This is a genomic window from Haemophilus sp. HN_Hi16 (genome assembly GCF_049823435.1).
GTDB lineage: Bacteria > Pseudomonadota > Gammaproteobacteria > Enterobacterales > Pasteurellaceae > Haemophilus > Haemophilus influenzae_D.
This window is the reverse complement of record NZ_CP187500.1, coordinates 1,416,400-1,440,805: the sequence shown is the minus strand read 5'-3', so window position 1 is coordinate 1,440,805 and position 24,406 is coordinate 1,416,400. Positions and strand designations below refer to the sequence as shown.

General features: G+C 36.9%; 21 protein-coding genes and 2 pseudogenes. 22 read left to right on the top strand and 1 reads right to left on the bottom strand.

Translation table 11 applies throughout. The annotated features are described in order from the left end of the window. The first annotated feature begins 13 nt into the window (after positions 1 to 13). The 6 genes and pseudogenes from pheT (at position 14) to ACPT9C_RS07130 (ending at position 5,900) form a co-directional block, all read left to right on the top strand. A complete protein-coding gene (pheT, locus tag ACPT9C_RS07155) occupies positions 14 to 2,401 on the top strand; it encodes a phenylalanine--tRNA ligase subunit beta (RefSeq protein ID WP_050949226.1) in 2,388 nt (795 codons plus the stop codon). 1 nt (position 2,402) lies between these two features. Further along, the gene (locus tag ACPT9C_RS07150; RefSeq protein ID WP_042602652.1) at positions 2,403 to 2,693 is read left to right on the top strand and encodes an integration host factor subunit alpha; all 291 of its coding nucleotides are present in this window, start codon (positions 2,403 to 2,405) and stop codon (positions 2,691 to 2,693) included. A gap of 52 nt (positions 2,694 to 2,745) precedes the next feature. Beyond that, positions 2,746 to 3,231 (top strand): C40 family peptidase, encoded by a 486-nt coding sequence (locus ACPT9C_RS07145; RefSeq protein WP_050949225.1) that lies wholly within the window; start codon positions 2,746 to 2,748, stop codon positions 3,229 to 3,231. 64 nt (positions 3,232 to 3,295) lie between these two features. Next, positions 3,296 to 4,249 (top strand): helix-turn-helix transcriptional regulator, encoded by a 954-nt coding sequence (locus ACPT9C_RS07140; RefSeq protein WP_005662473.1) that lies wholly within the window; start codon positions 3,296 to 3,298, stop codon positions 4,247 to 4,249. Between the two features lie 58 nt (positions 4,250 to 4,307). Continuing rightward, a pseudogene (locus ACPT9C_RS07135) lies at positions 4,308 to 5,186 on the top strand (5' nucleotidase, NT5C type). Positions 5,187 to 5,189: 3 nt separating this feature from the next. Then, positions 5,190 to 5,900: an SIR2 family NAD-dependent protein deacylase gene (locus ACPT9C_RS07130; RefSeq protein ID WP_050949224.1), complete on the top strand. Its 711-nt coding sequence runs from the start codon at positions 5,190 to 5,192 to the stop codon at positions 5,898 to 5,900. A 48-nt stretch (positions 5,901 to 5,948) separates the two neighbouring features. Here ACPT9C_RS07130 and rhuM read toward each other — a convergent pair whose 3' ends face one another. Further along, complete coding sequence (gene rhuM / locus ACPT9C_RS07125; RefSeq protein ID WP_050847951.1) at positions 5,949 to 6,953, bottom strand: RhuM family protein; 1,005 nt, start codon at positions 6,951 to 6,953, stop codon at positions 5,949 to 5,951. A 219-nt stretch (positions 6,954 to 7,172) separates the two neighbouring features. Between rhuM and ACPT9C_RS07120 the strand changes: the two genes are divergently transcribed. The 16 genes and pseudogenes from ACPT9C_RS07120 to recD all read left to right on the top strand — a co-directional run bounded on the left by ACPT9C_RS07120 (position 7,173) and on the right by recD (position 24,378). Beyond that, positions 7,173 to 7,373, top strand: a complete 201-nt coding sequence (locus tag ACPT9C_RS07120) for a DNA translocase FtsK (RefSeq protein WP_005662463.1) — start codon at positions 7,173 to 7,175, stop codon at positions 7,371 to 7,373. Beyond that, entirely contained in the window at positions 7,370 to 8,215 is an 846-nt protein-coding gene (locus tag ACPT9C_RS07115) for an SIR2 family NAD-dependent protein deacylase (protein WP_118879826.1), read from the top strand. Before ACPT9C_RS07120 ends, ACPT9C_RS07115 begins: the two co-directional genes overlap by 4 nt. Continuing rightward, positions 8,215 to 8,472: pseudogene (locus ACPT9C_RS07110) on the top strand (PP2C family protein-serine/threonine phosphatase); the annotation flags it as partial. The gene ACPT9C_RS07115 and the pseudogene ACPT9C_RS07110, both read left to right, overlap by 1 nt. 127 nt (positions 8,473 to 8,599) lie before the next feature. Next, positions 8,600 to 8,881: an ArsR/SmtB family transcription factor gene (locus tag ACPT9C_RS07105; protein WP_005662456.1), complete on the top strand. Its 282-nt coding sequence runs from the start codon at positions 8,600 to 8,602 to the stop codon at positions 8,879 to 8,881. Positions 8,882 to 8,977: 96 nt separating this feature from the next. Continuing rightward, positions 8,978 to 9,400, top strand: a complete 423-nt coding sequence (arsD, locus tag ACPT9C_RS07100) for an arsenite efflux transporter metallochaperone ArsD (protein WP_005662454.1) — start codon at positions 8,978 to 8,980, stop codon at positions 9,398 to 9,400. Beyond that, complete coding sequence (arsA, locus tag ACPT9C_RS07095; RefSeq protein ID WP_202860973.1) at positions 9,351 to 11,144, top strand: arsenical pump-driving ATPase; 1,794 nt, start codon at positions 9,351 to 9,353, stop codon at positions 11,142 to 11,144. Before arsD ends, arsA begins: the two co-directional genes overlap by 50 nt. Before the next feature lie 92 nt (positions 11,145 to 11,236). Beyond that, positions 11,237 to 12,277: an ACR3 family arsenite efflux transporter gene (gene arsB / locus ACPT9C_RS07090; protein ID WP_042600632.1), complete on the top strand. Its 1,041-nt coding sequence runs from the start codon at positions 11,237 to 11,239 to the stop codon at positions 12,275 to 12,277. Between the two features lie 245 nt (positions 12,278 to 12,522). Then, entirely contained in the window at positions 12,523 to 12,777 is a 255-nt protein-coding gene (locus tag ACPT9C_RS07085; protein WP_005662443.1) for an IS3 family transposase, read from the top strand. Positions 12,778 to 13,194: 417 nt separating this feature from the next. After that, the gene (locus tag ACPT9C_RS07080; protein ID WP_050949221.1) at positions 13,195 to 14,874 is read left to right on the top strand and encodes a solute:sodium symporter family transporter; all 1,680 of its coding nucleotides are present in this window, start codon (positions 13,195 to 13,197) and stop codon (positions 14,872 to 14,874) included. Then, positions 14,874 to 16,319, top strand: coding sequence for a sulfatase-like hydrolase/transferase (locus ACPT9C_RS07075; RefSeq protein WP_050949220.1), 1,446 nt, complete (start codon positions 14,874 to 14,876; stop codon positions 16,317 to 16,319). The genes ACPT9C_RS07080 and ACPT9C_RS07075 overlap by 1 nt, the downstream gene beginning before the upstream one ends. Positions 16,320 to 16,393: 74 nt before the next feature. Beyond that, positions 16,394 to 17,206 (top strand): D-hexose-6-phosphate mutarotase, encoded by an 813-nt coding sequence (locus ACPT9C_RS07070; protein WP_050949219.1) that lies wholly within the window; start codon positions 16,394 to 16,396, stop codon positions 17,204 to 17,206. Between the two features lie 129 nt (positions 17,207 to 17,335). Next, complete coding sequence (gene infC / locus ACPT9C_RS07065) at positions 17,336 to 17,881, top strand: translation initiation factor IF-3 (protein WP_425613348.1); 546 nt, start codon at positions 17,336 to 17,338, stop codon at positions 17,879 to 17,881. Positions 17,882 to 18,091: 210 nt separating this feature from the next. Further along, positions 18,092 to 18,289 (top strand): 50S ribosomal protein L35, encoded by a 198-nt coding sequence (gene rpmI / locus ACPT9C_RS07060; RefSeq protein ID WP_005596065.1) that lies wholly within the window; start codon positions 18,092 to 18,094, stop codon positions 18,287 to 18,289. Between the two features lie 65 nt (positions 18,290 to 18,354). Further along, positions 18,355 to 18,708, top strand: coding sequence for a 50S ribosomal protein L20 (gene rplT / locus ACPT9C_RS07055; RefSeq protein WP_005596075.1), 354 nt, complete (start codon positions 18,355 to 18,357; stop codon positions 18,706 to 18,708). Positions 18,709 to 18,820: 112 nt separating this feature from the next. Next, positions 18,821 to 22,456 carry an exodeoxyribonuclease V subunit beta gene (recB, locus tag ACPT9C_RS07050; protein WP_423717259.1) on the top strand — a complete coding sequence of 1,212 codons (3,636 nt, stop codon included), beginning with the start codon at positions 18,821 to 18,823 and terminating at the stop codon, positions 22,454 to 22,456. Beyond that, positions 22,456 to 24,378, top strand: coding sequence for an exodeoxyribonuclease V subunit alpha (recD, locus tag ACPT9C_RS07045; RefSeq protein WP_118879825.1), 1,923 nt, complete (start codon positions 22,456 to 22,458; stop codon positions 24,376 to 24,378). The genes recB and recD overlap by 1 nt, the downstream gene beginning before the upstream one ends. The last annotated feature ends 28 nt before the right edge of the window (positions 24,379 to 24,406 follow it).

Below are 24,406 nucleotides of genomic sequence, written 5' to 3'. Positions count from 1 at the left end.
AGGATAACAACAAATGAAATTTAGTGAACAGTGGGTAAGAGAATGGGTGAACCCTGCGGTGTCCACCGAGCAATTATGCGAGCAAATTACCATGCTTGGCTTAGAAGTGGATGGTGTAGAAGCCGTTGCGGGTAAATTTAATGGTGTCGTTGTGGGTGAAGTGGTGGAATGTGCACAACATCCAGATGCGGATAAATTACGTGTAACTAAAGTGAATGTAGGCGGTGATCGTTTATTGGATATCGTGTGTGGCGCACCAAATTGCCGTAAAGGCTTAAAAGTTGCTTGTGCAACAGAAGGTGCGGTATTACCTGGTGATTTCAAAATTAAGAAAACCAAATTACGCGGTCAACCATCAGAAGGAATGCTTTGTTCATTTTCTGAATTAGGTATTGATGTTGAAGCGGACGGTATTATTGAATTGCCAGTTGATGCACCAATCGGCACTGATTTACGTGAATATTTGGGTTTAAATGATAATGCCATCGAAATTAGCTTAACGCCAAATCGTGCGGATTGTTTGAGCATTGCGGGTATTGCGCGTGAAATTGGTGTGGTAAATAAACAGCCAGTAAATCAACCGCACTTTGAAGCGATGCCAGCAACAATTTCTGATAAAGTTCAAATTGATTTACAAGCACCAGATGCCTGCCCGCGTTATTTATTACGTGTGATAAAGAACGTCAATGTAAAAGCACTATCGCCAATGTGGATGCAAGAAAAATTGCGTCGTTGTGGTATTCGTTCTATTGATCCTATTGTTGATATTACTAACTATATTTTGCTTGAGCTTGGTCAGCCAATGCACGCGTTTGATGCGGCCAAAGTTGCACAACCTGTTCAAGTTCGCTTAGCAAAAGAAGGTGAAGAATTAGTATTATTAGATGGTTCAACTGCAAAACTTCAATCAAATACTTTATTAATTGCCGACCAAAATGGGCCTTTAGCAATGGCAGGGATCTTTGGTGGTGCTGAAAGTGGCGTGAATAGTGAAACGAAAGATGTGATTTTAGAATCCGCATTTTTTGCACCATTAGCTATTGCAGGCCGTGCAAGACAATATGGTTTACATACTGATGCATCACACCGTTTTGAACGTGGTGTGGATTTTGAATTAGCCCGTAAAGCAATGGAACGAGCAACCGCATTATTGCTTGAAATCTGTGGTGGTGAAGCAGGGGGAATTTGCGAAGCAAGCAATGAAACTCATCTTCCTAAAGTCAATACAGTTCAACTTCGCCGTAGTAAATTAGATGCACTTTTAGGTCATCATATTGAAACAGAAAGCGTAACAGAAATTTTCCACCGTCTTGGTTTCGATGTTACTTATGCAAATGATATTTGGACGGTAACTTCTGCAAGCTGGCGTTTTGATATTGAAATCGAAGAAGATTTAATTGAGGAAGTAGCGCGTATTTATGGTTATAACTGCATTCCAAACAATGCGCCATTAGCGCATCTCCGCATGCGTGAGCACAAAGAATCTGATTTAGATTTAGCTCGAATTAAGACCGCACTTGTAGATGCAGATTATCAAGAAGCCATTACTTATAGCTTTGTGGATCCAAAAATTCAAAGTTTATTACATCCACATCAAGAAGCACTTGTATTGCCAAATCCTATTTCTGTGGAAATGTCCGCAATGCGCGTGTCTTTAATGAGTGGTTTATTAGGTGCTGTGCTTTATAACCAAAATCGCCAACAATCCCGTGTTCGTTTATTTGAAACTGGATTACGTTTTGTACCAGATGCCAATGCAGAATTTGGCGTGCGTCAAGAATTTGTTTTAAGTGCGGTGATTACTGGAACGGCAAAATCTGAACATTGGGCAGGTAAAGTAGAATCTGTTGATTTCTTTGATCTTAAAGGCGATTTAGAATCAGTACTTTCTTTAACAGAGGGGGGGAATAGAGTTCGTTTTGTTGCAAAACAATTTGATGCATTACATCCTGGTCAATCTGCTGCTATTGAATTAGATGGCCAAGAAATTGGTTTTATTGGTGCAATTCATCCATCTATTAGCCAAAAACTTGGCTTAAATGGCAAAACTTTTGTATTTGAAATTCTTTGGAATGCAATTGCAGCACGTAATGTGGTGCAAGCAAAAGAAATTTCTAAATTCCCAGCAAACCGTCGTGATTTAGCTTTAGTCCTAGCAGATAGCGTACCAGCAGGGGAATTGATCGCAGCATGTAAACAAGCAGGCGGCGAAAAATTGGTGCAAGTGAACTTGTTCGATGTATATCAAGGTGTGGGCGTCGCTGAAGGCTATAAGAGTTTAGCGATTAGCTTGACTGTCCAAGATAATGAAAAAACACTTGAAGATGAAGAAATTAATGCAGTGATTTCAGCTGTATTAGCGGAGGTAAAACAACGCTTTAATGCTGAATTAAGGGATTAATATGGCTACGATAACCAAAATTGATATTATTGAATATTTAAGTGATAAATATCAGTTATCTAAACAAGATACGAAAAATGTGGTGGAGAACTTTTTAGAAGAGATTCGTTCATCGCTAGAATCTGGTCATGATGTGAAGTTATCAGGATTTGGTAATTTTGAACTACGTGATAAGTCATCTCGCCCAGGTCGTAACCCGAAAACTGGTGATGTTGTGCCAGTTTCTGCTCGCCGAGTGGTGACATTTAAACCAGGGCAAAAGTTACGTGCTCGTGTAGAAAAAACTAAATAGCAAGGAACAAAAAGTGCGGTGAATTTCTACCGCACTTTTCATATGAAAAGGTATGAAAGTATATAAATCATTTTTAATCGCTACTGCCTCTCTGTTTTTATTCGCTTGTTCCAGTTTTCAAAACGATGATTATGCGATGAACTATAAAGGTCAAATCGGCGATCCTATTATGGCTATAGCCATGTTGAGCGAACAACAACATGAATGGGCGGGAACGCCTTATGTGCTCGGCGGTGTTTCACGTCGTGGGGTAGATTGTTCTGGTTTTGTGCAGAAAACTTTTTTCGATCGTTTTAATCTTCGTTTGCCAAGAAGCACAACTGAACAAGCCAATTATGGTAAACATGTACGCAAAGAAGATATTCAAACAGGTGATTTAATTTTCTTTAAAACTGGCCGAGGCCCTAATGGCTATCATGTGGGAATTTATGTAAAAGAAGGCAAATTCCTGCACGCTTCCACCAGAGGGGGAGTTGTCTATTCTTCAATGAATAACCCTTATTGGTCGAAAGCCTTCTGGCAAGTCAGACGGATTTAGAAAGTATAATGCTGGAATTTTCCAGCATTTTTTATAATGATTTTTTTCAAATTTGGGAGATAAAATGTCCTCAAACTTAACCGCACTTCAAATTCAACTTGAAATTTTACGCCTTATTCCAAAAACACGTTTCATTACCGCCGAAGAAATCTTACAAAAACTTGCTGATATTGGTGTTCAACGTGATATTCGTTCAATCCAACGCCAGCTAGAAAGTTTGTCTCAACAGTTTGAAATTGAACGTGATATGCGTGATAAACCTTATGGATATCGATGGAAATCAAATGCTAAAGGCTTGGATTTACCGATTTTAAATGAACAGCAATCACTTGTGCTTATGCTTGCTAAACAATATCTCAATGGCATTTTGCCTTCTAGCATTATGAGCTCAATGGAAGCGTTCTTTCAACAGGCCGAATATAATTTAGTTTATGACAGCCATAAAAAATCAGGGGCAGAATGGCTTAATAAAGTTGCTATTGCACCAACTAGTCAGCCGTTATTACCTGCCAAAATCAATTCAGAAATTTTTTCTCAAATTAGCACCGCACTTTATCAAAATCGATTTTTACAGGTGCATTATCGGAGTATTCACGGTAAAGAACATAAGGCACAGGTCAAGCCATTGGCTTTGGTACAACAAGGACCAAGTAGCTATTTAGTTGCACAATATGAGAATGGCGATATTTTACACTTGGCTTTGCATCGTTTGCTTAAGGTAACAGTGAGTACAATGATATTTGAACGCCCTGATTTTAATTTGAAATCTTATGTAGAAAGCCAAAAGTTTGGTTTTACCTATGGTCGAAAAATCCGATTAACTTTCCGCATTAATAAGGATATTGGTGGATTTTTAACAGAAACACCATTATCAACGGAGCAAACTGTGAAAGATTCTGGGGATAATTATGAAATTTCAGCAACAGTGATCGAAAGTCAAATGCTGGAGTGGTGGATAGCTCACTTTGGTGAAAATTATCAAGAAATTGAGCGTGTATATTTAGAAGAAACAGTATAACGACATAAATTGTCGCTTTGCGCTTTATGATAAATCTATCTGAAGAGAGGACATTCAAATGAACCAGATTGTGTACATTGATATGGATAATGTGATGGTTGATTTTCCGTCTGGTATTGCAAAATTAGATGAAAAAACCAAGCAAGAGTATGAGGGGCGATATGATGAAGTTGAGGGCATTTTTAGCTTAATGGAGCCAATGCCGAATGTGTGCATAAATTGATGAAGAAATATCATATTTACGCACTTTCTACCGCCCCTTGGCATAATCCATCGGCGTGGAGTGATAAAGTAAAATGGATTCAACATTATTTCGGTGAAGAAAAAGGTTCAGCCTTATACAAACGATTGATTTTATCCCATCATAAAAATCTCAACCAAGGCGATTATTTAATTGATGATCGCACTAAAAATGGTGCTGGCAAATTTCAAGGCGAACATGTTCATTTTGGTACAGAACAATTTACTAATTGGAATTGCGTTTTATCTTACTTAGGCTGTGGGCCTTTTACACCAAGTGATATTTTGCAAGATTGTTTGAAAAAGTCAGCCGCCCTTGTGCAAGTTGAAAATGAGGAGCAAAGCCGAGTCATTGGTGCTTTTGCAGATCGCTATAAATGGCAAGTGTTTAATTTGGCATGTGTTTATGCGAATGAAACAACAACCGAACAGAAAACAGTCTATTTAATTATCAGTCCTTATCTCAGTGATGAATTTAAAATACGTATTGAAGCAATGAGTGCTCATATTCAAGCGGAATGACGTGTTATTACGCTCAAAATCACTGCTAAAACAATATTTCCAATGCCTTTCAGAGAAGCCATTCTTGCATATTGAAAGCTATACTTATCAACCCCTTTATAAAGCGGGGAATATATCTGGCATGATGACTAGAGATAGACAGATTGATGAAATTTTAGGACAAAAAGGAGCGTGAAAAATGACGGTAAAAAATAAACCAATTTGCGTGGTATTAACTGGCGCAGGCATTAGTGCTGAAAGTGGCATTCCTACTTTTAGAGCAGAAGATGGCTTGTGGGCAGGACATAAAATAGAAGAAGTTTGCACGCCTGAAGCCTTAAAGAAAAACCGTGCAAAAGTATTGGAGTTTTATAATGAACGACGTCGTAATGCTCAAGCTGCAGAGCCTAATACAGCACATTTGGCTTTGGTTGAGTTGGAAGAGTTTTATGAAGTTCATATAATCACTCAAAATGTGGATGATTTACATGAGCGAGCGGGAAGTACTAACGTACTCCATTTACATGGTGAACTGAACAAAGCTCGCAGTAGTTTTAATACCGATTACATTGTTCCATGTTTGGGTGATCAACTATTAGAGGATAAGGATAATCACGGTCATCCAATGCGTCCACATATAGTCTTTTTTGGGGAAAATGTACCCATGTTTCCTAAAGCAGAAAAGTTAGTGAAAAAGGCAGATATTGTGATTGTTATTGGCACGTCATTACAGGTTTATCCAGCTAATGGATTGGTAAATCTTACTCCATATGGTTCATTTATCTATTTGATCGATCCTAATCCCAATACAGGATTTGTCCGTAAGAAAGTGATTGCAATAAAAGAAAAAGCAGGTGAGGGCGTACCGAAAGTGGTCGCCGAGTTATTGGAGAAAATTAAAAAATTATAGAAAAACAACCGCACTTTTTAAATAAATAGCGACTTCGGTCGCTATTTATCATTGCTGATCTTGCTTATGTTTAAGCATATGCATAATAAGCCTAATGAGTGTTTCTTTTTGTTTCGGATCTGATTCAGCAACTAATAAAGTGAGTGCTGCAAGCCCTGTATCATTGATAACTGGATGCCCATTCGGATCCAACAAACGCCCATTTCTATGCAAGAAATCCACAAATAAAAATGCGCCGCTACGTTTATTACCATCTGAAAAAGGATGGTTCTTGACGACAAAATAAAGTAAATGTGCCGCTTTTGATTCAATGCTTGGATAAGCGGGTTCACCAAATACACTTTGATCTAAATTGCCTAAAACCGCAGATAAGCCGTTATCTCGTTCACGTCCAAAGAGATCACTTGCTTCACCTTTTGCCATCAGCTGTGATTTTAACTCTGCTAGTGCAGAACAAGCCTCAGCATAAGTCGGTAATGTACCGCCTTGCTGTGTTTGTGGTTCGGCAAGTAAACCTTCATCATATTGTTGTAGCCATAAAAACGTATGCGTATAACGGCTGACAATATCCACTAATCCACGACCACTTTCTAGCGTTAATTCCGCTGAATTTGCCGTTTTTTGAATAAGTGCAAGTGCTTGTTCTAATTCGTGAGCATTTTGCTGTAAACGTTTTTGGTTAATGGCATAGCCTTGAGTCAGATATTCTTTTAAACGTGCAGTTGCCCAAATTCTAAATTTAGTACCTAAAATAGAATTAACTCTATAACCGACAGATATAATTACATCAAGATTATAGTATTCGATTGTTCGATTAATTTGTCTTTTGCCTTCAATTTGAACTGTTGCATTTTTTGCAACAGTTGCTTCTCTATTTAACTCACCATCAGTATAGATATTTCGTAAGTGACGTGAAATAACTGACTTATCTCGCCCAAATAAATCAGCCATTTGCTGTAAACTTAGCCAAACGGTGTCATTTTCAAATCTCACTTCTACTTGCGTTGTGCCATCTTGAGCTTGGTAAATTTCAATCGGATTTTGATGATTCATATTCTTTTCCTTAATAAAGTTGCATGTATATATAACCAGATAAATATACATATTGCAATAAGGATAATCTTATTTGTAAAAGATCTTTTAAAAATAACAGCTTTCAACATTCGCAAACGACACAAATTGTCGCTTCCTTTCATATAATTTCTCCATAAAGAGAAATTCTTTACTTCTTACATATTTATAAAGCTTTTAATTAAGAAAAAGGAGCAAATAATGGCAATGAAAGTAATTATGGCAAGAGATCCACTTTTTGAGAATGTAAAAAAATATGTGCAACAACAAAAAGTTGCATCTTGCTCGATGATTCAACGCAGATTTATGTTGGGTTTTAATCGAGCTGAACAAATTTTAGAACAGTTGGAACAAGCGGGTATTATTTCACCAATGAAAAATGGACAGAGAAAAGTATTATGAAAAATGATTTAAATTATGCAGTAGAACTTATTCGCAAAGCGGATGGCATTTTAATTACAGCTGGTGCGGGTATGAGCGTGGATTCTGGGCTGCCCGATTTCCGCAGCGTTGGTGGATTTTGGAATACTTATCCTATGTTTAAAGAACATAATATATCTTTTGAAGACATCGCGACACCACTAGCTTATAAGCATAATCAGGAACTTGCCTATTGGTTTTATGGACATCGATTAGTTCAATACCGAAATACTATTCCTCACGAAGGGTATCAGATTTTAAAACGCTGGGCGGGAGCTAAATCTCATGGATATTTTGTTTTTACCTGTAATGTGGATGGGCATTTTCAAAAGGCTGGTTTTGATGATAGCCATGTTTATGAAGTACACGGTACTTTGGATCGTCTCCAGTGTGTCAATAATTGTCGAGGATTAAGTTGGTCTGCATCAAGTTTTCAACCTATCGTGGATAATGAAAACTTATGTTTAACCAGTGAAAAACCACCTTGTCCTTATTGTGGGGGCTTTGCTCGTCAAAATGTATTAATGTTTAATGATTGGAGTTATGCAAGCCAATATCAGGATTTTAAAAAAGTGCGGTTAGAATCGTGGTTAAAAGAAGTGCAAAATCTCGTCGTCATCGAACTGGGAGCTGGGAAAGCCATTCCAACTGTGCGTCGATTTTCTGAGCGTACGGCGAAAGCAAAAAAAGGGGGATTTATCCGTATTAACCCACAAGATGCAGGCGTGCCGAAAATGTACTTTTTAAGTCTCGAAATGAAAGCGTTAGATGCGCTAAAAGCGATTGATTGTCTTCTAAATCCTTCTCAACAAGCGGTTGAATAATGGAAAATTTTTGCGAAATTACCTTCTGCCAACAAATTGGTAGCAACAAGCGACACAACCAAGATGTCCTTTTTAATGGTGAGGCGGTGTTTCAATATAAACTCAAAACGACTGAAAAACGTCTTGAAAACCGACCGCACTTTATTGTGGGCGTGGCAGATGGTATTTCCAATAGCAACCGACCTGAAAAAGCGAACAAGTTAGTAATGCAATTATTAAGCAAAATGGAAAGCCTAAGTCGCCAAACGATCTACGATAATTACAATAATATAAGATGACAAGATTATCCTGAAGCATTTTTAATATCTCACGAAATAAGACTTGTCAATAAGAACAATTAGTGATACAACAAACACATCAAAATAATTTGATATGAGAGCTTTTATGAACAGAGATTTAGTAAAAACTGCAAAGATATTTAAAGCCTTTTCAGTGGCGATTCGCCTAGAGATATTAGATTTATTAAAAAATGGGGAAGAATGTGCCTGTGTTTTACTAGAAAAACTAGATTTAACGCAATCAGGCTTGTCATACCACATGAAAATATTGATAGAGTCAGGAATTGTTACAGCAAGAGAAGAAGGCAAGTGGGTTTACTACACGATATCTGAACAAGGAAGACAAAAAATAATACAGATGTTTTTATCATCTACAGCAAGAAATTAGTTACCTTTAAGGGTAACTAAAAAAATACTCTTCACATCAAAAAAAGTTGATGCATTAATAATGTTTAATTCAAAAAATTGAAGAAAGGGGTAAAAAATGAAAAGAATGTCAATTTATGAACCAGCTATGTGTTGTGATACAGGTGTTTGCGGAGTTAATGTCGATCCTGAACTCGTACGTATTTCAACAGTAATTAACAACTTGAAGAAAAATGGTATCACTATTGAAAGATACAATTTATCAAGTGAACCAATGGCATTTATCAATAATAACAAGGTAAAAGATGCTTTGGATAAAAATGGAATCGATAGGCTGCCATTAATCCTTGTGGACGACGATATAGTCATAGAAGGCAGATATCCAAAGAATGAAGAAATAATGGAACTTTTACAAATCGCTAAAGATTATCTTGAAAGTAGTAACCAAAATAGCTGTTGTTCTTCAGGTAATGATTCTTGCTGTAGTGAAGATGAAGAACCAAATCAAGGGTGCTGTGGAAATAATAGCTCTTGTTGCTAAGGTGGGATTTATTATGAAGGAATTTAATCTTGCAAATATTAAATTAACTAAATATCTATTTTTCACAGGCAAGGGAGGTGTTGGTAAAACATCTACAGCTTGTGCAACAGCAGTGGCTTTAGCAGATGAAGGAAAGAAAGTACTACTTATTAGTACAGACCCTGCTTCAAATCTTCAAGATGTTTTTGAAACAGAATTAGACGGTAAAGCAAAGCCAATTAAAGGAGTAGATAATTTAGAAGTAATCAATCTAGATCCATTGGAAGCGGCACATAACTATAAAGAAAGTGTAGTCGGACCTTTTAGGGGCAAATTGCCTGATTCTGTTATTGAGAATATGGAAGAACAGCTATCTGGATCTTGTACAGTAGAGATTGCTGCCTTTAATGAGTTTTCTAATTTCATTACAAATTCTAAGCTCAATACAGACTATAACCATATTATATTTGATACAGCACCTACAGGTCATACCCTTAGAATGTTACAGCTTCCTTCTGCTTGGAGTGATTTTATCAGTGAAAGTACGCATGGAGCATCCTGTTTAGGGCAGTTATCAGGATTAGAGACTAAAAAAGAAACCTATAAAAAGGCAGTTGAAAATTTATCAGATAAGAGTTTAACAACCCTAGTATTAGTTACAAGGCCTGATAAAACACCACTTAATGAGGTAGCCAGAGCATCAAAGGAGCTATCTGAGATTGGAATAAAAAATCAAATATTAGTGATTAATTGTGTCTTAGAAAATTATGATGATGACTTATCTGAAAGTATATTTAACAAACAAAAGTTAGCCCTTGAAAATATGCCAGAGATGTTAACTGAGTTTGATACCTACACAATTGCCCTGAGATCATACAACATCACTGGAATTGACTCTATAAGAAATCTCCTTAAGAAAGATCAAATAAATGAACAAAAAGTGGAAGTAAAAGGCAAACTCTTTAATTTAGATGATGTTGTTAGTGATCTTATAAAAAATAATAGAAAAGTAATCTTTACTATGGGCAAGGGCGGTGTAGGAAAGACTACTATTGCATCTTCTGTTGCCCTCAAGCTAAGCAAACTTGGTAAAAAGGTACACCTGGCTACAACAGATCCCGCTGACCATATAAAATTTATGATAGATAGTTCAAGTGGAATATCTATGAGTCATATTGATGAAAAAGAAGAATTAAAAAAATATCAAGATGAAGTACTTGGAAATGCAAGAAAAACAATGAGTGAGGATGATGTCGCTTACATTGAGGAAGATTTAAGATCACCATGTACACAGGAAATAGCTGTATTTAGAGCTTTTGCAGAGCTCGTGGAAAAAGCAGACGATGAAATAGTGGTGATTGATACAGCTCCTACGGGTCATACCTTGTTATTGTTAGACTCAACTTTAAGTTATCATCAAGAAGTTCAAAGAACACAAGGACAGGTACCTGAATCTGTAAAAAACTTGTTACCTAGATTAAGGGGAGAGGAGACAGAAGTATTAATCGTTAGCTTGGCGGAGGCTACCCCATTTTATGAGGCATATCGATTAGAAGAAGATCTAACAAGGGCATCAATTCATACAAATTGGTGGATTGTTAATTCATCCTTGTATAAAGCAAATCCTAGTAACAAGATGTTATCTGCTAAAGCAAATGAAGAAGTTAAGTGGATTAACAAGATATTAGATCATACTTCAGGAAAACTAGCCGTCATTGAATGGACAAAAGAATACCTTTGTGGTGATAGACTTTATCAGATATAGAGGGGAAAAAATGATGAAGAGTTTATAAAAACCATTAAGGAGATTGAAAGTAAGGTTCATAAATTAATTGAGAAAGTTGAGGAGATTTAGGAATGAAGAAAATAAATGGAATTGGTTTTTTTGGGAAAAACCTGACTTTTTGGGTGTTAATTTGTATGGTAATAGGCATATTTATTGGGAAATATTTTCCTTCTATTCCAGATTGGTTAGGAAAATTTGAGTTCTACAACGTGTCTATACCAACAACAATTTTACTTTGGATAATGATTTATCCAATGATGTTGAAAATTGATTTTAAGAGTATAAAAGACATAGGAAAAAATCCTAAAGGTCTATTTATTACATGGTTTATAAATTGGATCATTAAGCCACTTACCATGTATTTAATCGCTTCCTTATTTTTCTTTATTATTTATAAAGGATTTATTAATAAGGAATTGGCATCAGAATATTTAGCTGGGGCGGTTTTACTCGGCGCTGCACCATGTACAGCAATGGTATTTGTATGGAGCAAGTTAACAAGAGGTGATAGTGGTTATACCTTAGTACAGGTAGCGAGTAACGACTTAATTATTTTGATTGCATATATACCAATTGTGAGCTTCTTATTAAAGGTTGGGGATATAAATATTCCATGGGGAACACTTTTATTGTCCATTGTATTATTTATTGTTGTTCCTCTTATTTTAAGCATGGTAACTAGAAGTATAATCATAAAAAATAAAGGGGAAGACTACCTAAATAAAACTTTTATCCCTGCATTTGATAAATACACTATGATGGGATTATTGTTGACGTTAATTATAATATTTTCATTTCAAGGACAGAAGATATTGGATCAGCCACTAAATATTATCCTTATTGCAATACCTTTGATAATTCAAACTTTGTTTATATTTGCAATAACATTTTTCATAGCATATTTAGCAAAGCTACCATATTCAATTGCAGCTCCATGTGGCATGATTGGTGCATCTAACTTTTTTGAACTGTCTGTTGCAGTTTCTATATCTCTATTTGGGCTAGTATCAGGATCTACGCTAACAACTGTAGTAGGTGTTCTGGTTGAGGTTCCTGTTATGTTATCCTTGGTAAAGTTTGCCAATTCTATGGAAAATAAATTTAATCGTTGAATATGAGTTAAAACTGCTAACAACAATCAAGTAGTGTTAATTTACAAAATGCTAGATCAGATATATGTTCTAGAATGTCCATCTATAGTCTGTGGTACTATATAATCAGCAAGAAATATAATATAAGCCTTGAAGGGAAACCTTCAGGGCTTTTCTTATACCCATTAGGAGGTGGAAGTGTAGTGGTATACTAATCCCACTGTCCTCAATAGGTGGAAAACTATCCTCAACAAGAGGATTTTACAATGAAAAGAGCAAGACGTTTTTTCAGACCGGAGTTCAAAGCTGAAGCGGTTAGATTGATTCAAGAACGTGGTTATTCGGTTTCGCAAGCCTGTCGAGAATTAGACATCGGTGAAACAGCATTGCATCGTTGGATAAGCCAAATTGAAGCGAAGAATCAAGGTTATATCTTACCCCGCAGTAAACCGATTTCCCTCGAACAACAGCGCATTTACGAGTTGGAAAACGCATCAAAGAATTGGAAGAATACAAGCTAATTCTAAAAAAGCTATTGCGATTTTAATGTCTCTCGAGAGGCAAAATACCAAGCCGTCACGACGTTAAAATCGCGCTGGATCAAACGACTTTGTGCGCTTTTTGAGGTGTCTAAAAGTGCTTATTATGCCCAATGTAAAGCGGTAAAAATGCCACAAAAACACACCGCACTTTGATCTGCACCTCAAATTAGGTGTCTAGGTTTTGGGGTGCAGATCAAAGTGCGGTCATAATTTTTATGGTTTTTTGACCGCATTTTTTATTGTTTTTTCAACTGCCAGAAAATAAAAACCATTGAATTTATCTTCAATTATGATTTCTGTGATCCACCTCACAATCTTAATATGACAATTATCATAACCCTTTAGAGAGCGTTATATTATCTTTATGCTGTGTTAGTCGATATGGGAGAATAATATATGCTTATGACGATACTCAGCTTCCTCATTGTAACCACTGTGGTTGCGTATGTTTCTTGGTTAAAAACAAAAGGGGATGATTTAAAATCTTCAAAAGGGTATTTTTTGGCAGGGCGTGGGTTAAGCGGTTTAGTAATTGGCTGCTCAATGGTGCTGACATCGCTTTCAACTGAACAACTTATCGGTGTCAATGCGGTGTCCTATAAAGGTAATTTTTCCGTGATTGCTTGGACAGTTCCAACGGTTATTCCGCTTTGTTTCTTGGCTCTTTATATGCTGCCGAAATATTTGCGTAACGGTTACACCACTGTGCCGGAGTTTTTTGAAAGCCGTTTCGACCGTCAAACTCGCTTGATTATGTCCACGCTTTTCTTAGTATTTTATCTTTTCATCGTAATTCCAACCGCACTTTACACAGGTGCAATCGCTTTCAATAAAATCTTCAACTTAGAAACTGCATTTGGTTTAAGTTATGGTGCTGCAATAACTTACACAGTTGTTGCCATTGGCGTTGTTGGGGCGATTTATGCAATTTTGGGTGGTTTAAAAGCGGTGGCAGTATCTGACACTATTAACGCGATTATTTTAGTCATTGGCGCATTGCTTGTCCCATTCTTTTCCTTGATGTATTTAGGCGATGGCAGTTTTTCTGAAGGCTTACATACAATTACAACAACGCATATTGAAAAATGGAATGCGATTGGTAGTGAAACCGACGCTACACCTTGGCCAACGATTTTCACCGGTATTATGGTGGTTCACTTTTTCTATTGGACAACGAACCAAGCCATCGTACAACGTTGTTTAGGTGCAAAAGACTTAAAATCTGGTCAAAAAGGGATTTTGATCGCCGCATTATTTTTATTAACTTTACCGATTATTTTAAATCTTCCAGGTTTATTGAGTTTCCATATTTTAGGCGAAGGTATCAATCCAATTGATGCGTCTTATCCATTACTCATAAACAAAGTATTGCCAACTTGGTTACAAGGTTTCTTTATTGCTGCATTATTTGGCGCAATTTTAAGTACCTTTAACTCATTCTTAAATTCAGCAGCAACCATTTACTGCAAAGATTTATTGCCATTTATCAGTAAAAAAGTGCGGTCAGAAGCAGAATTAATTTCTTACGCGAAAAAAGTGTCTACCATTATGGCAATTGTCACTATGATTTTCGCACCGTTACTCATGTTTGGTACAGATGGCATCTTCTTAATCACTAAACGTTTTGCAGGATTTGTGAATATTCCAATCGTTGCTTTATTTGCCGTGGGTATGTTTAACAAAACCGTATCTGGCAAAGCGGCACGTATTGCTTTACTTGCTCATGTTATCTTGTATTTCAGCATTGTTTGGGTGTTTAATGTCAAAATCAACTTTGTGTATGTTATGGGCGGATTATTCGTATTTGATGTTGTATTAATGCTCATCTTAGGACAATTCTTACGCCGCGAACCTTACATTGAAAACAAAGAAAACTTAGGCGACGTAGATTTAACCAACTGGAAATATTTAAAAGTGACTAGCGTATCCTTGATTTTAGGCTTAATCGCACTTTACACATTCCTTTCGCCACTTGGTATGGCATCAGAAAATGGTAATCCATCAATGGTTCTTGGCGTATGGGCGGTGTTACAAATTATCCTGTTATTTGTTGTACGAAATAAAGAGGCGAAATAATGAACATTATTTACATTTTATTAGACCAAATTCGTAAAGATATGTTGGGGGCTTATGGTCACCAAATTGTGAAAACCCAGAATTTAGATCGATTGGCAAAAGAGGGCGTTCGCTTTAATAATGCTTTCACGCCAGCTTCTGTTTGTGGTCCTGCTCGCACTTCACTTTTTACTGGATTAATGCCGTCTTCTCACGGCATTATTAAAAATGGGGAAAAGGGCGGTATAGGCGAAATTAGCCAAGAAAAACCGAATATCGGTAAATTGGCTGGCTATAATACTTATGTTGTAGGAAAGTGGCACGTAGGTACGAAATCTGTACCTGAAGATTATGGGATTAAAGGGCATAACTTTGATGGTTATGGCTATCCTGGTAGTGGCGTATATAAAAATTTAGTCTTCAACCAACCGCCAACACATTCCAATCGTTATAAAAAATGGTTAGAAGAAAAGGGGTATGACATCCCAGAAGTAAGTCGTGCCTACTTTGGTGATAACCCACATTTACGAGTACAAGAACTTTGCGGTTTACTTTCAGGCACGAAAGAGCAAACCATCCCTTATTTCATCATTGATGAAGCGAAAAAATATATTCAAGAATCATTAGATGAAGGCAAACCATTCTTTGCATGGATAAACTTCTGGGGGCCACACACGCCTTGTATCGTGCCAGAACCTTATTATTCAATGTATCGAAAAGAAGATGTGGTGCTTGATAAGAGTTTCTTTACACCGTTAGAGGGCAAACCAGGGCATTTCCGCACAATTTCAAAAATGTGGGGAATGTGGGAGGCGAGCGAAGATCATTGGAAAGAAGTCATCATAAAATTCTGGGGTTATATTACCTTAATTGATGATGCGATCGGTGAATTATTCAATTATCTTCAAAAATGCGGAATTTATGACCGCACTTTCTTGGTGGCTACGGCAGATCATGGCGATGCAATGGGCGCACATCGAATGATTGAAAAAGGGGAGTTTATGTTTGATACCACCTACAATATTCCGATGATTATCAAAGATCCAAACTCTAATCGTGTAAATCAAGAAGATGATAACCTTGTTTATCTTCACGATTTAACTTCAACGGTGTTCGATTTAGCCAATCAAAAAGTGCCAGAAAGTTTTGAAGGGCAGAGCGTTCTTCCGATTATGCGTCAACACCAAGATAACCAACGAAAAGGTGTACTTGGTCAGCTTGCGGGGCATTTTGTGTATTTTGAACAACGTATGTGGCGTCGTAAAGATTACAAACTCGTATTTAATGCGACCGATGTGTGTGAACTTTATGACATCCGTAACGATCCAGAAGAAATGCATAATTTATTCTATGATTCACAATATAACAGCATCAAAAAAGAGATGTTGGAAGAAATGCATGCTGAGATGAAACGTCTGAATGACCCACTGGAAAATTGGGTTTATCGAATTATTGACGAAATTTAACCAAAGTCGTAGATTAAGGGCGTATCTAATACGCCCTTTGTTATCTCTGAACCTTTAAAATTATAGGAATAAATATGAAAACAACATTACTAAAAACACTGACACCAGAACTTCATCTTGTTCAACATAATAATATTCCAGTTCTTCATTTAAAACACGCTGTTGGCTCAGCAAAAATTTCCTTACAAGGCGCACAACTTCTTAGCTGGCAACCACAAAATGCGAAGCAAGATATATTATGGTTAAGTGAAGTAGAACCATTCGAAAATGGCAATGCTATTCGTGGTGGTGTACCGATTTGTTATCCTTGGTTTGGTGGCGTAAAACAACCTGTGCACGGTACAGCTCGTATTCGTTTATGGCAATTGAGTCATTACGATATTTCAGCACATAAAGTGCGGTTAGAATTTGACTTGTTTTCTGATTTAAATATTATCGAAGCTAAAATTGTAATGGTGTTCACAGATAAATGTCATTTAACTTTCACACATTATGGCGAAGAACCTGCACAAGTAGCGTTGCATACCTATTTCAATATTGGGGATATTAATCAAGTGGAAGTACAAGGTTTACCTGAAACTTGTTTTAATAGCTTAAACCAACAACAAGAAAACGTTCCGTCACCGCGTCACATTTCTGAAAATGTTGATTGCATTTATTCCGCAGAAAAAATGCAGAATCAAATCCTAGATAAAAGTTTCAATCGTACGATTGCACTGCATCATCATAATGCAAGCCAATTTGTCCTTTGGAATCCTTGGCACAAGAAAACGAGTGGAATGACTGAAACAGGCTATCAAACAATGTTATGTTTAGAAACTGCTCGCATTCATCACTTGCTTGAATTTGGCGAAAGTTTAAGCGTAGAAATTTTGCTTAAAGGCTAAATTTTGTTGCATAAGTGGTGTGAATACTATAGAATTCGCAAGATTTTGCTCGTTCCTTGCGGGCAACAAATTTGAAATCTTTTATTTTTAGCGAAAAGATTTTTACTATTAACCAATAGAAGGAATACGATTATTAAAACCGTAAAAAAAGCGCCGGCAGTAAATCGCCCAAACCGTATCAATGAAGAGATTCGTGTAAAAGAAGTTCGTTTAATTGACCAAGATGGTGAACAAGCAGGGATTGTTTCTATTCAACAAGCCCTAGAAATGGCAGAGCAAGCAGAACTTGATCTTGTTGAAATTAGCCCAAATGCTGAACCGCCTGTTTGCCGTATTATGAATTACGGTAAATTCCTTTACGAAAAAAGTAAAACCGCTAAAGAACAAAAGAAAAAACAAAAAGTTGTGCAAGTTAAGGAAATTAAATTCCGCCCAGGCACAGACGAAGGTGACTATCAAGTTAAATTACGTAGCTTAATCCGTTTCTTAGAAGACGGTGACAAAGCAAAAATTACCGTGCGTTTCCGTGGTCGTGAAATGGCTCACCAAGACATTGGCTTTGATGTCCTAGAGCGCGTAAAAAATGATTTAGCTGAAATTTCTGTCGTTGAATCTGCACCAGGTAAATTAGAAGGCCGTCAGGCTGTAATGGTGTTAGCTCCGAAGAAAAAATAAGAATTTTGCTGAGATTTCTCAGCAAATCTTTTTGTTTAAGTTTGACTTAAATGAAAAGACAACTGCATGTTGGGCACACTACGCAGCCTAACTGCTTTTGAAAAGGCAATTTAATTTGCCTTATGATGGAAATGATCAGTGCTTCCAAGTAACTTTTTAAGTTCGCCTGATTATGTTGTTTTAAACGAAAAATGCGGAGTTATTTTAACAATGCCTAAAATCAAAACAGTACGCGGCGCAGCAAAGCGCTTCAAAAAAACTGCTTCTGGTGGTTTCAAGCGTAAACAATCTCACTTACGTCATATTTTGACTAAAAAAACAACTAAACGTAAACGTCATTTACGTCATAAATCAATGGTTGCGAAAGCAGATCAAGTTTTAGTAGTAGCTTGCTTACCATACGCATAAGCCGTTATTTAAGCAAAACGTACGATTAGTTCATTTTAGAAAAATATTACATAGGAGATTAAATAATGGCTCGTGTAAAACGTGGTGTTATTGCAAGAGCACGCCATAAGAAAGTTCTTAAGGCTGCTAAAGGTTATTATGGTGCACGTTCACGCGTGTATCGCGTTGCTTTCCAAGCGGTGATCAAAGCTGGTCAATACGCATATCGTGACCGTCGTCAGCGTAAACGTCAATTCCGTCAATTATGGATTGCACGTATCAACGCTGCAGCGCGTCAAAACGGTTTATCTTACAGCAAATTTATCAACGGCTTGAAAAAAGCATCTGTTGAAATCGACCGTAAGATTCTTGCTGATATCGCTGTATTCGACAAAGTAGCGTTCGCTGCATTAGTTGAAAAAGCAAAATCTGCACTTTAATTTTTTAAAGTTTAGATAAAGAAGAATTAGGACGCTGAAAAGCGTCCTTTTTTTGCATTTTTAACTGCAAATTTTGTAAAATAATGCCATTAGTTCTCATCTGTTAAAATCTATGGCCGAAACAATCCCACTGAATCCCATCACGCTGCCTTTAAATCAAATTAGCTTAATCGAAGCATCTGCTGGTACGGGAAAAACATATACTATTGGTTCTTTATATCTCCGACTTTTATTAAAGGCGGGAGAAAATAACTTTTCTCGTCCGTTAAATGTGGAAGAAATTCTGGTGGTAACCTTTACGGAAATGGCAACAGAAGAACTCAAGAAAAAAATTCGTGAGCGTATAACAGATGCGATTAATAAACTCACAGCCTTTGCAGAAACCAAAGATAAATCCTCATTTAAAAATGATGAATTTCTTACCGCACTTTGTGATAATTTAGATATTTTTGAGGCAATTCATCGCTTAAAGTTAGCTGAACAAAATATGGATCTGGCGGCGATTTATACCATTCACGGTTTTTGTCGCCGTATGTTGATGCAATATGCTTTCCATTCTGGCATTCACTTCAATTTAGAATTAATAAAAGATCAATCTGATTTGTTGGTTCGTTTTTCTAATGAATTTTGGCGAGAGCATTTTTATCCGTTGGATTTTGAATCTGCGAATTTTATCGCGACAGAATTAGTATCACCAGCAAATGTGTTGTCTTTGTTGAAAGCGGATTTAGGTAAAGATTTGCAGGTGGAGATTGAAAATAAACAGGCGTTATCTGTACCAATACAAATCTTTTTACAGCAATATCTGGGGGGGTATCAAAAGGCGTTGAATGAATTAAAGGCATTTTGGTTAGAAAGTGCGGATGAAATTTCAGCGATTATTACCAATGAACTGGAGAAAGATTATCCAAAAAATCAGTTAAAATCGTTAAATCGTAAAAAGTACCAAGTAAAGCGTTTAGGGGATTGGATTAATAAAATCAATCAATGGTCAAATAATCCTAGAGATTATCAAATTAATACCACATTGAAAGACTATTTCCTACAATCATCCATTGAGAAAAATTGCGAAGAATCAACGGATAAAAATAAAGATAAAAAACCCGCAACGCCTTTTTATGCCCCGATTTTTGCAGAGCTTGAAAAGCGCGTTAATGCCTTAATGACACCAGATTTACTAAGTAAACTCACTCTTTATCATTATCGCCAAGGCCTACAACAAAAACTTTTAGACTATAAACTTAATCATCAAGAAAAATCCTTTGATGATTTATTGCGTTTGCTTTGCGAAGCCTTGCAAGGTGCGCAAGGAGATGAATTAGCGGAAATGATTCGTTTCCAATATCCTTTCGCGATGATTGATGAATTTCAGGATACGGATTCACAACAATACGCTATTTTTTCAAAAATTTATCGTGATAATCCAGAAAAAAATACTGGTTTTATTATGATTGGCGATCCGAAGCAGGCGATTTATCGTTTCCGTGGCGCAGATATTTTTACTTATTTAAAAGCATCGGACGAAGCCCAATCTCGCTTTGAACTCACTAAAAATTATCGTTCAGAGAAGCATTTGGTTGATGGCGTAAATGCTTTATTCGATTTTCCTCAATCGCCATTTATTTATCAAAATATTAACTTTACTGTTGTTGATTCTCGTGATGATCATCTGCGATGTTATTTAAACGGTAAAGCCGAACCAGCTTATCGTTTTTATCTGACAGAAAGTGACAAAGTGAATAAAACTGAAATGGCAAAAATATGTGCTATTTCTATTCAACATTGGCTAAAAAGTGCGGTAGAAAATCAGGCAGTTTTTCAAAATGAAGATACTTGTAAAACATTGCAAGCGGCGAATATTGCCGTATTAGTGCGTGATAAAAATGAAGCGGCTTTAGTAAAAAATGAATTGCAAAAATTAGGGATAGCGTCGGTTTATCTTTCTGATCAAAATAGCGTATTTGATAGCAATGTTGCGAAAGAATTAGCTTGGGTGCTTAAAGCCTGTTTGAATGTGGCAGAACGCCCAATTTTGAACGCAATTGCGACCGCACTTTTTGGCTTAAATGCAGCGGATATTCATCAAATTCAGCAAAATGAGGCAGACTGGCAACGTTGGGCTGATAGCTTTGCTCAATATCAACAAACTTGGCAACGCCAAGGAATATTGGCAATGCTACACCAAATTTTATTGGAACAAGGCATTTCAGAACGCTTATTAAGCCAAGCAACGGGCGAGCGAGATTTAACGGATTTCCTACATTTGGCAGAAATTTTACAACAAGCAGCCACGTTACACGAAACTGAAGCGGCATTGCTCAGTTGGTTTGAAAAGCAAATTCAAGGCGAAGGTCGTCAAGAGGCTCAAATTCGTTTAGAAAGCGAACGCCAGTTGGTAAAAATTGTGACAATCCATAAATCTAAAGGCTTAGAATACGATTTAGTTTGGCTACCATTTTTAGCTGTGCCGAGCAAAGATCCAAGTAAAAAAGACATCAATATTTATTATTCTAAAGAACGAGATGAAACCTTATGGGATATGGAAAATCGTAATTTAAACGCACTTTATGAAGAAACGTTTGCGGAGGAGTTACGTTTACTTTATGTGGCTTTAACCCGTGCCAAATATCAAATGGCGTTCGCTTTGCCTAGTCAATTTGATAAAAAATGGAATGCCTTACATTATGTATTAAGCCAAGGCGAAATAGGCAAAGAAATAAATTTGTCAGATTCTAAAAATACCGAGACGTTGTTGCAAACCTTTAAAGAAAAAATGCAAGATAATGTGGAAATCTGCACTAAGCCAAACCTAGAGGCTTTGCCGGCTTTATCAACCAATACAAAAAATGATGATCTTAAAGCCGCAGAATTTACGGGCAATATTGAGCAAGATTGGCGAATAACCAGTTTTACTTCAATTGAACAAGCACATCGCCGCCAGCATTATTTCACTGAAAGTGCGGGTAAAAAACACGTTGTTTTTGATGACGCAAAAGATTACGATAGCCAAAATGCTATTGAAATGTCTACCGCACTTTTAAACGAAAATAAATCAAACATTTTAGATTTACCACGAGGTAAACAAGTCGGGACGGCATTGCATCGCCATTTTGAAAATTGCTATTTTTCTGACTTGGCAAATACAGAAGAAATTGACAAATTAAGACAATCCTTACAGTTAGATGAAACCTTTACAGAACCGCTACAAAATTGGCTACAACAGATTTCACATACGCCACTTTCTAATGAAATAGGAATAGCATTAGCTGATTTGGCAAATAAAGATTGCATTAAAGAAATGCCATTTTATCTGGCTATTTGGGAACATTTTGATGTTGAAGCGTTTAATCGCACGTTAAAAGCCCATCATCATTTGCCAAGCGAACCACTTCAATTTGAACAAATTCAGGGCATGGTGAGAGGTTCAATTGACTTAGTTTTCCGCCATAATGGAAAGTATTATCTTGTTGATTATAAATCTAATTTCTTAGGTTCAACCCTTGCTGATTACAATCAAGAGGAATTGAAAAAAGAAATGTTACACAGTCACTATGATTGGCAATATTTAATTTATACGCTGGCATTACATCGTTATTTGCAAAGCGTTGTGCCTAAGTATGATTATGCGCGAGATTTCGGCGGGGTATTTTATCTTTTCTTACGTGGAATGAATGGTGAGCCACAATCTGGCGTATTTTATGATCGTCCAAGCGTTGAATTAATCACAGAATTAGACGGGGTGTTTTAATGTTATCCGTATTACAAAAACTTAAAGAGCAGGGCATTCTTTCTCAAGGTGATTATTATTTTGCTAAGTTGATAGCTGATAAACAATGCCATACGGATTATGCAGAACCAGTCAAAAATTTAGCCATATTATTAGCCGCGCTTTGTAGCTGGCGTTATACGCAGGGAAATACTTGTAGCCAATTAGATCGCTATTTAGAACATAATTTATTTGGCTTGGCTTATCGTACAACGGAAAAAGATTATTTAGCTGAAATTCGTGAAAAAATTGGTTATGTACCTGTAGAAGATTGGCAAAATACGTTGTGCGGGCATATGGCATTTACGCAAGATCCCGTCAATCAAATTGCACCAATGGCATTTCAATTTGGTGTGCTGTATTTCTATCGCGCTTGGCAAGATGAATACCGTATCGCACAATATATAAAAAACACCTTAAAAAATAACCGCACTTTAGCCTTTTCTTATGATGAAATTCGTCAAAAATTAGATAAATATTTCCCTGAAAAACAGGAAAAAACAGATTGGCAAAAAGTGGCAGTGGCAACGGCGATTAAAAATCTATTTTCGATTATTACAGGCGGCCCAGGAACAGGAAAAACCACGACAGTTACGCGTTTATTGCTCGTTCTACAAGACTTATTTGATTGTAAATTACATATCAAATTAGTTGCGCCGACTGGCAAAGCTGCCTCTCGTTTGGAAGAGTCGATTAAAAATGCGTTAGGTTTTATGCAAGAAAAAATGAATTTATCCGATTCACTTTTCAATGCGATTCCACAAAAAGCCAGCACTTTGCATAGTTTACTAGGTGTGAATGCCTTTAATGATTACACGCGCTATAACAGTCATAATCCTTTGCAGTTAGATGTGTTAGTTGTCGATGAAACATCAATGATTGATTTGCCGATGATGGCAAAACTTATCAATGCCTTAAAGCCTGAAACTCGATTAATTTTATTAGGCGATCAGGCGCAATTAGCCTCTGTTGAGGCGGGGGCAGTATTGGGAGAATTAGCTCAATTTGTTACTCAACCTTATAGTCATGAACAAGCTGCGTATTTACAAGTGACAACAGGCTATAAAGTGGAAGGTTCTGATTGTTCAAATCCAATACGAGATTGTTTATGCCATCTAACAGAAAGCCGTCGTTTTGATAAAGATTCAGGTATTGGCAAGTTGGCTGAATTCATTCAAAAAGGTAAAGCAGACGATAGCCTTGGGTTATTTGAACATTATCCGCAAGAATTGCACTTTAATGCCTTAAATGATGAAAGCAATGCGGTGAATCAAGTGGTGAAAAGTGCGGTGGAAAATTACCGCACTTTCTTAAAAATGTTGGACGATTTACGTAAACAAAAAATTGATCCTAACGCTAAAAATGAACAAGGCATTTCCTATGCCGAGGCTATTCAAGCGCAATTTAATTCTGTGAGATTTTTAACCGCACTTCGTAATAACAATTTAGGAGTTGAAAATCTCAATAAAGAAATTGCATTAGCGTTGCGAGAGGAAAAATTGCTCTGGTTCCGTAATGAACAAGATTGGTATATCGGCAAGCCAATTATGATTACTGAAAACGATCATAATGTTCGCCTTTATAACGGCGATATTGGACTTTGCTTGGCAAATGGTAAAGTATGGTTTGGCAATCGAGAAGTGCTGACAAGTCGAATTCCAGCACATGAACCTGCTTTTATGATGACGATTCATAAATCTCAAGGTTCCGAATTTGAACATACCGTCATGGTGCTTCCAACAGAAGTGAATCCAGTATTGTCGCGAGAATTAGTTTTCACGGGCGTGACTCGTGCAAAAAAAGAACTCACTGTATTTGCCGATGAAAAAATATGGAAAACAGCAATTCGCCAAACAGTGAGACGCCAGAGTGGATTGGGTAAATTATTGGAAGAGTTAAAGTAGTCAAAAGGCGGAATAAATCCGCCTTTAA

Excerpts from the sequence above, each read along its gene's own strand:
- pheT (WP_050949226.1), top strand. The coding sequence starts at position 14 with ATGAAATTTAGTGAACAGTGGGTAAGAGAATGGGTGAACCCTGCGGTG.
- ACPT9C_RS07150 (WP_042602652.1), top strand. The coding sequence starts at position 2,403 with ATGGCTACGATAACCAAAATTGATATTATTGAATATTTAAGTGATAAA.
- ACPT9C_RS07145 (WP_050949225.1), top strand. The coding sequence starts at position 2,746 with ATGAAAGTATATAAATCATTTTTAATCGCTACTGCCTCTCTGTTTTTA.
- ACPT9C_RS07140 (WP_005662473.1), top strand. The coding sequence starts at position 3,296 with ATGTCCTCAAACTTAACCGCACTTCAAATTCAACTTGAAATTTTACGC.
- ACPT9C_RS07130 (WP_050949224.1), top strand. The coding sequence starts at position 5,190 with ATGACGGTAAAAAATAAACCAATTTGCGTGGTATTAACTGGCGCAGGC.
- rhuM (WP_050847951.1), bottom strand. The coding sequence starts at position 6,953 with ATGAATCATCAAAATCCGATTGAAATTTACCAAGCTCAAGATGGCACA.
- ACPT9C_RS07120 (WP_005662463.1), top strand. The coding sequence starts at position 7,173 with ATGGCAATGAAAGTAATTATGGCAAGAGATCCACTTTTTGAGAATGTA.
- ACPT9C_RS07115 (WP_118879826.1), top strand. The coding sequence starts at position 7,370 with ATGAAAAATGATTTAAATTATGCAGTAGAACTTATTCGCAAAGCGGAT.
- ACPT9C_RS07105 (WP_005662456.1), top strand. The coding sequence starts at position 8,600 with ATGAACAGAGATTTAGTAAAAACTGCAAAGATATTTAAAGCCTTTTCA.
- arsD (WP_005662454.1), top strand. The coding sequence starts at position 8,978 with ATGAAAAGAATGTCAATTTATGAACCAGCTATGTGTTGTGATACAGGT.
- arsA (WP_202860973.1), top strand. The coding sequence starts at position 9,351 with ATGAAGAACCAAATCAAGGGTGCTGTGGAAATAATAGCTCTTGTTGCT.
- arsB (WP_042600632.1), top strand. The coding sequence starts at position 11,237 with ATGAAGAAAATAAATGGAATTGGTTTTTTTGGGAAAAACCTGACTTTT.
- ACPT9C_RS07085 (WP_005662443.1), top strand. The coding sequence starts at position 12,523 with ATGAAAAGAGCAAGACGTTTTTTCAGACCGGAGTTCAAAGCTGAAGCG.
- ACPT9C_RS07080 (WP_050949221.1), top strand. The coding sequence starts at position 13,195 with ATGCTTATGACGATACTCAGCTTCCTCATTGTAACCACTGTGGTTGCG.
- ACPT9C_RS07075 (WP_050949220.1), top strand. The coding sequence starts at position 14,874 with ATGAACATTATTTACATTTTATTAGACCAAATTCGTAAAGATATGTTG.
- ACPT9C_RS07070 (WP_050949219.1), top strand. The coding sequence starts at position 16,394 with ATGAAAACAACATTACTAAAAACACTGACACCAGAACTTCATCTTGTT.
- rpmI (WP_005596065.1), top strand. The coding sequence starts at position 18,092 with ATGCCTAAAATCAAAACAGTACGCGGCGCAGCAAAGCGCTTCAAAAAA.
- rplT (WP_005596075.1), top strand. The coding sequence starts at position 18,355 with ATGGCTCGTGTAAAACGTGGTGTTATTGCAAGAGCACGCCATAAGAAA.
- recB (WP_423717259.1), top strand. The coding sequence starts at position 18,821 with ATGGCCGAAACAATCCCACTGAATCCCATCACGCTGCCTTTAAATCAA.
- recD (WP_118879825.1), top strand. The coding sequence starts at position 22,456 with ATGTTATCCGTATTACAAAAACTTAAAGAGCAGGGCATTCTTTCTCAA.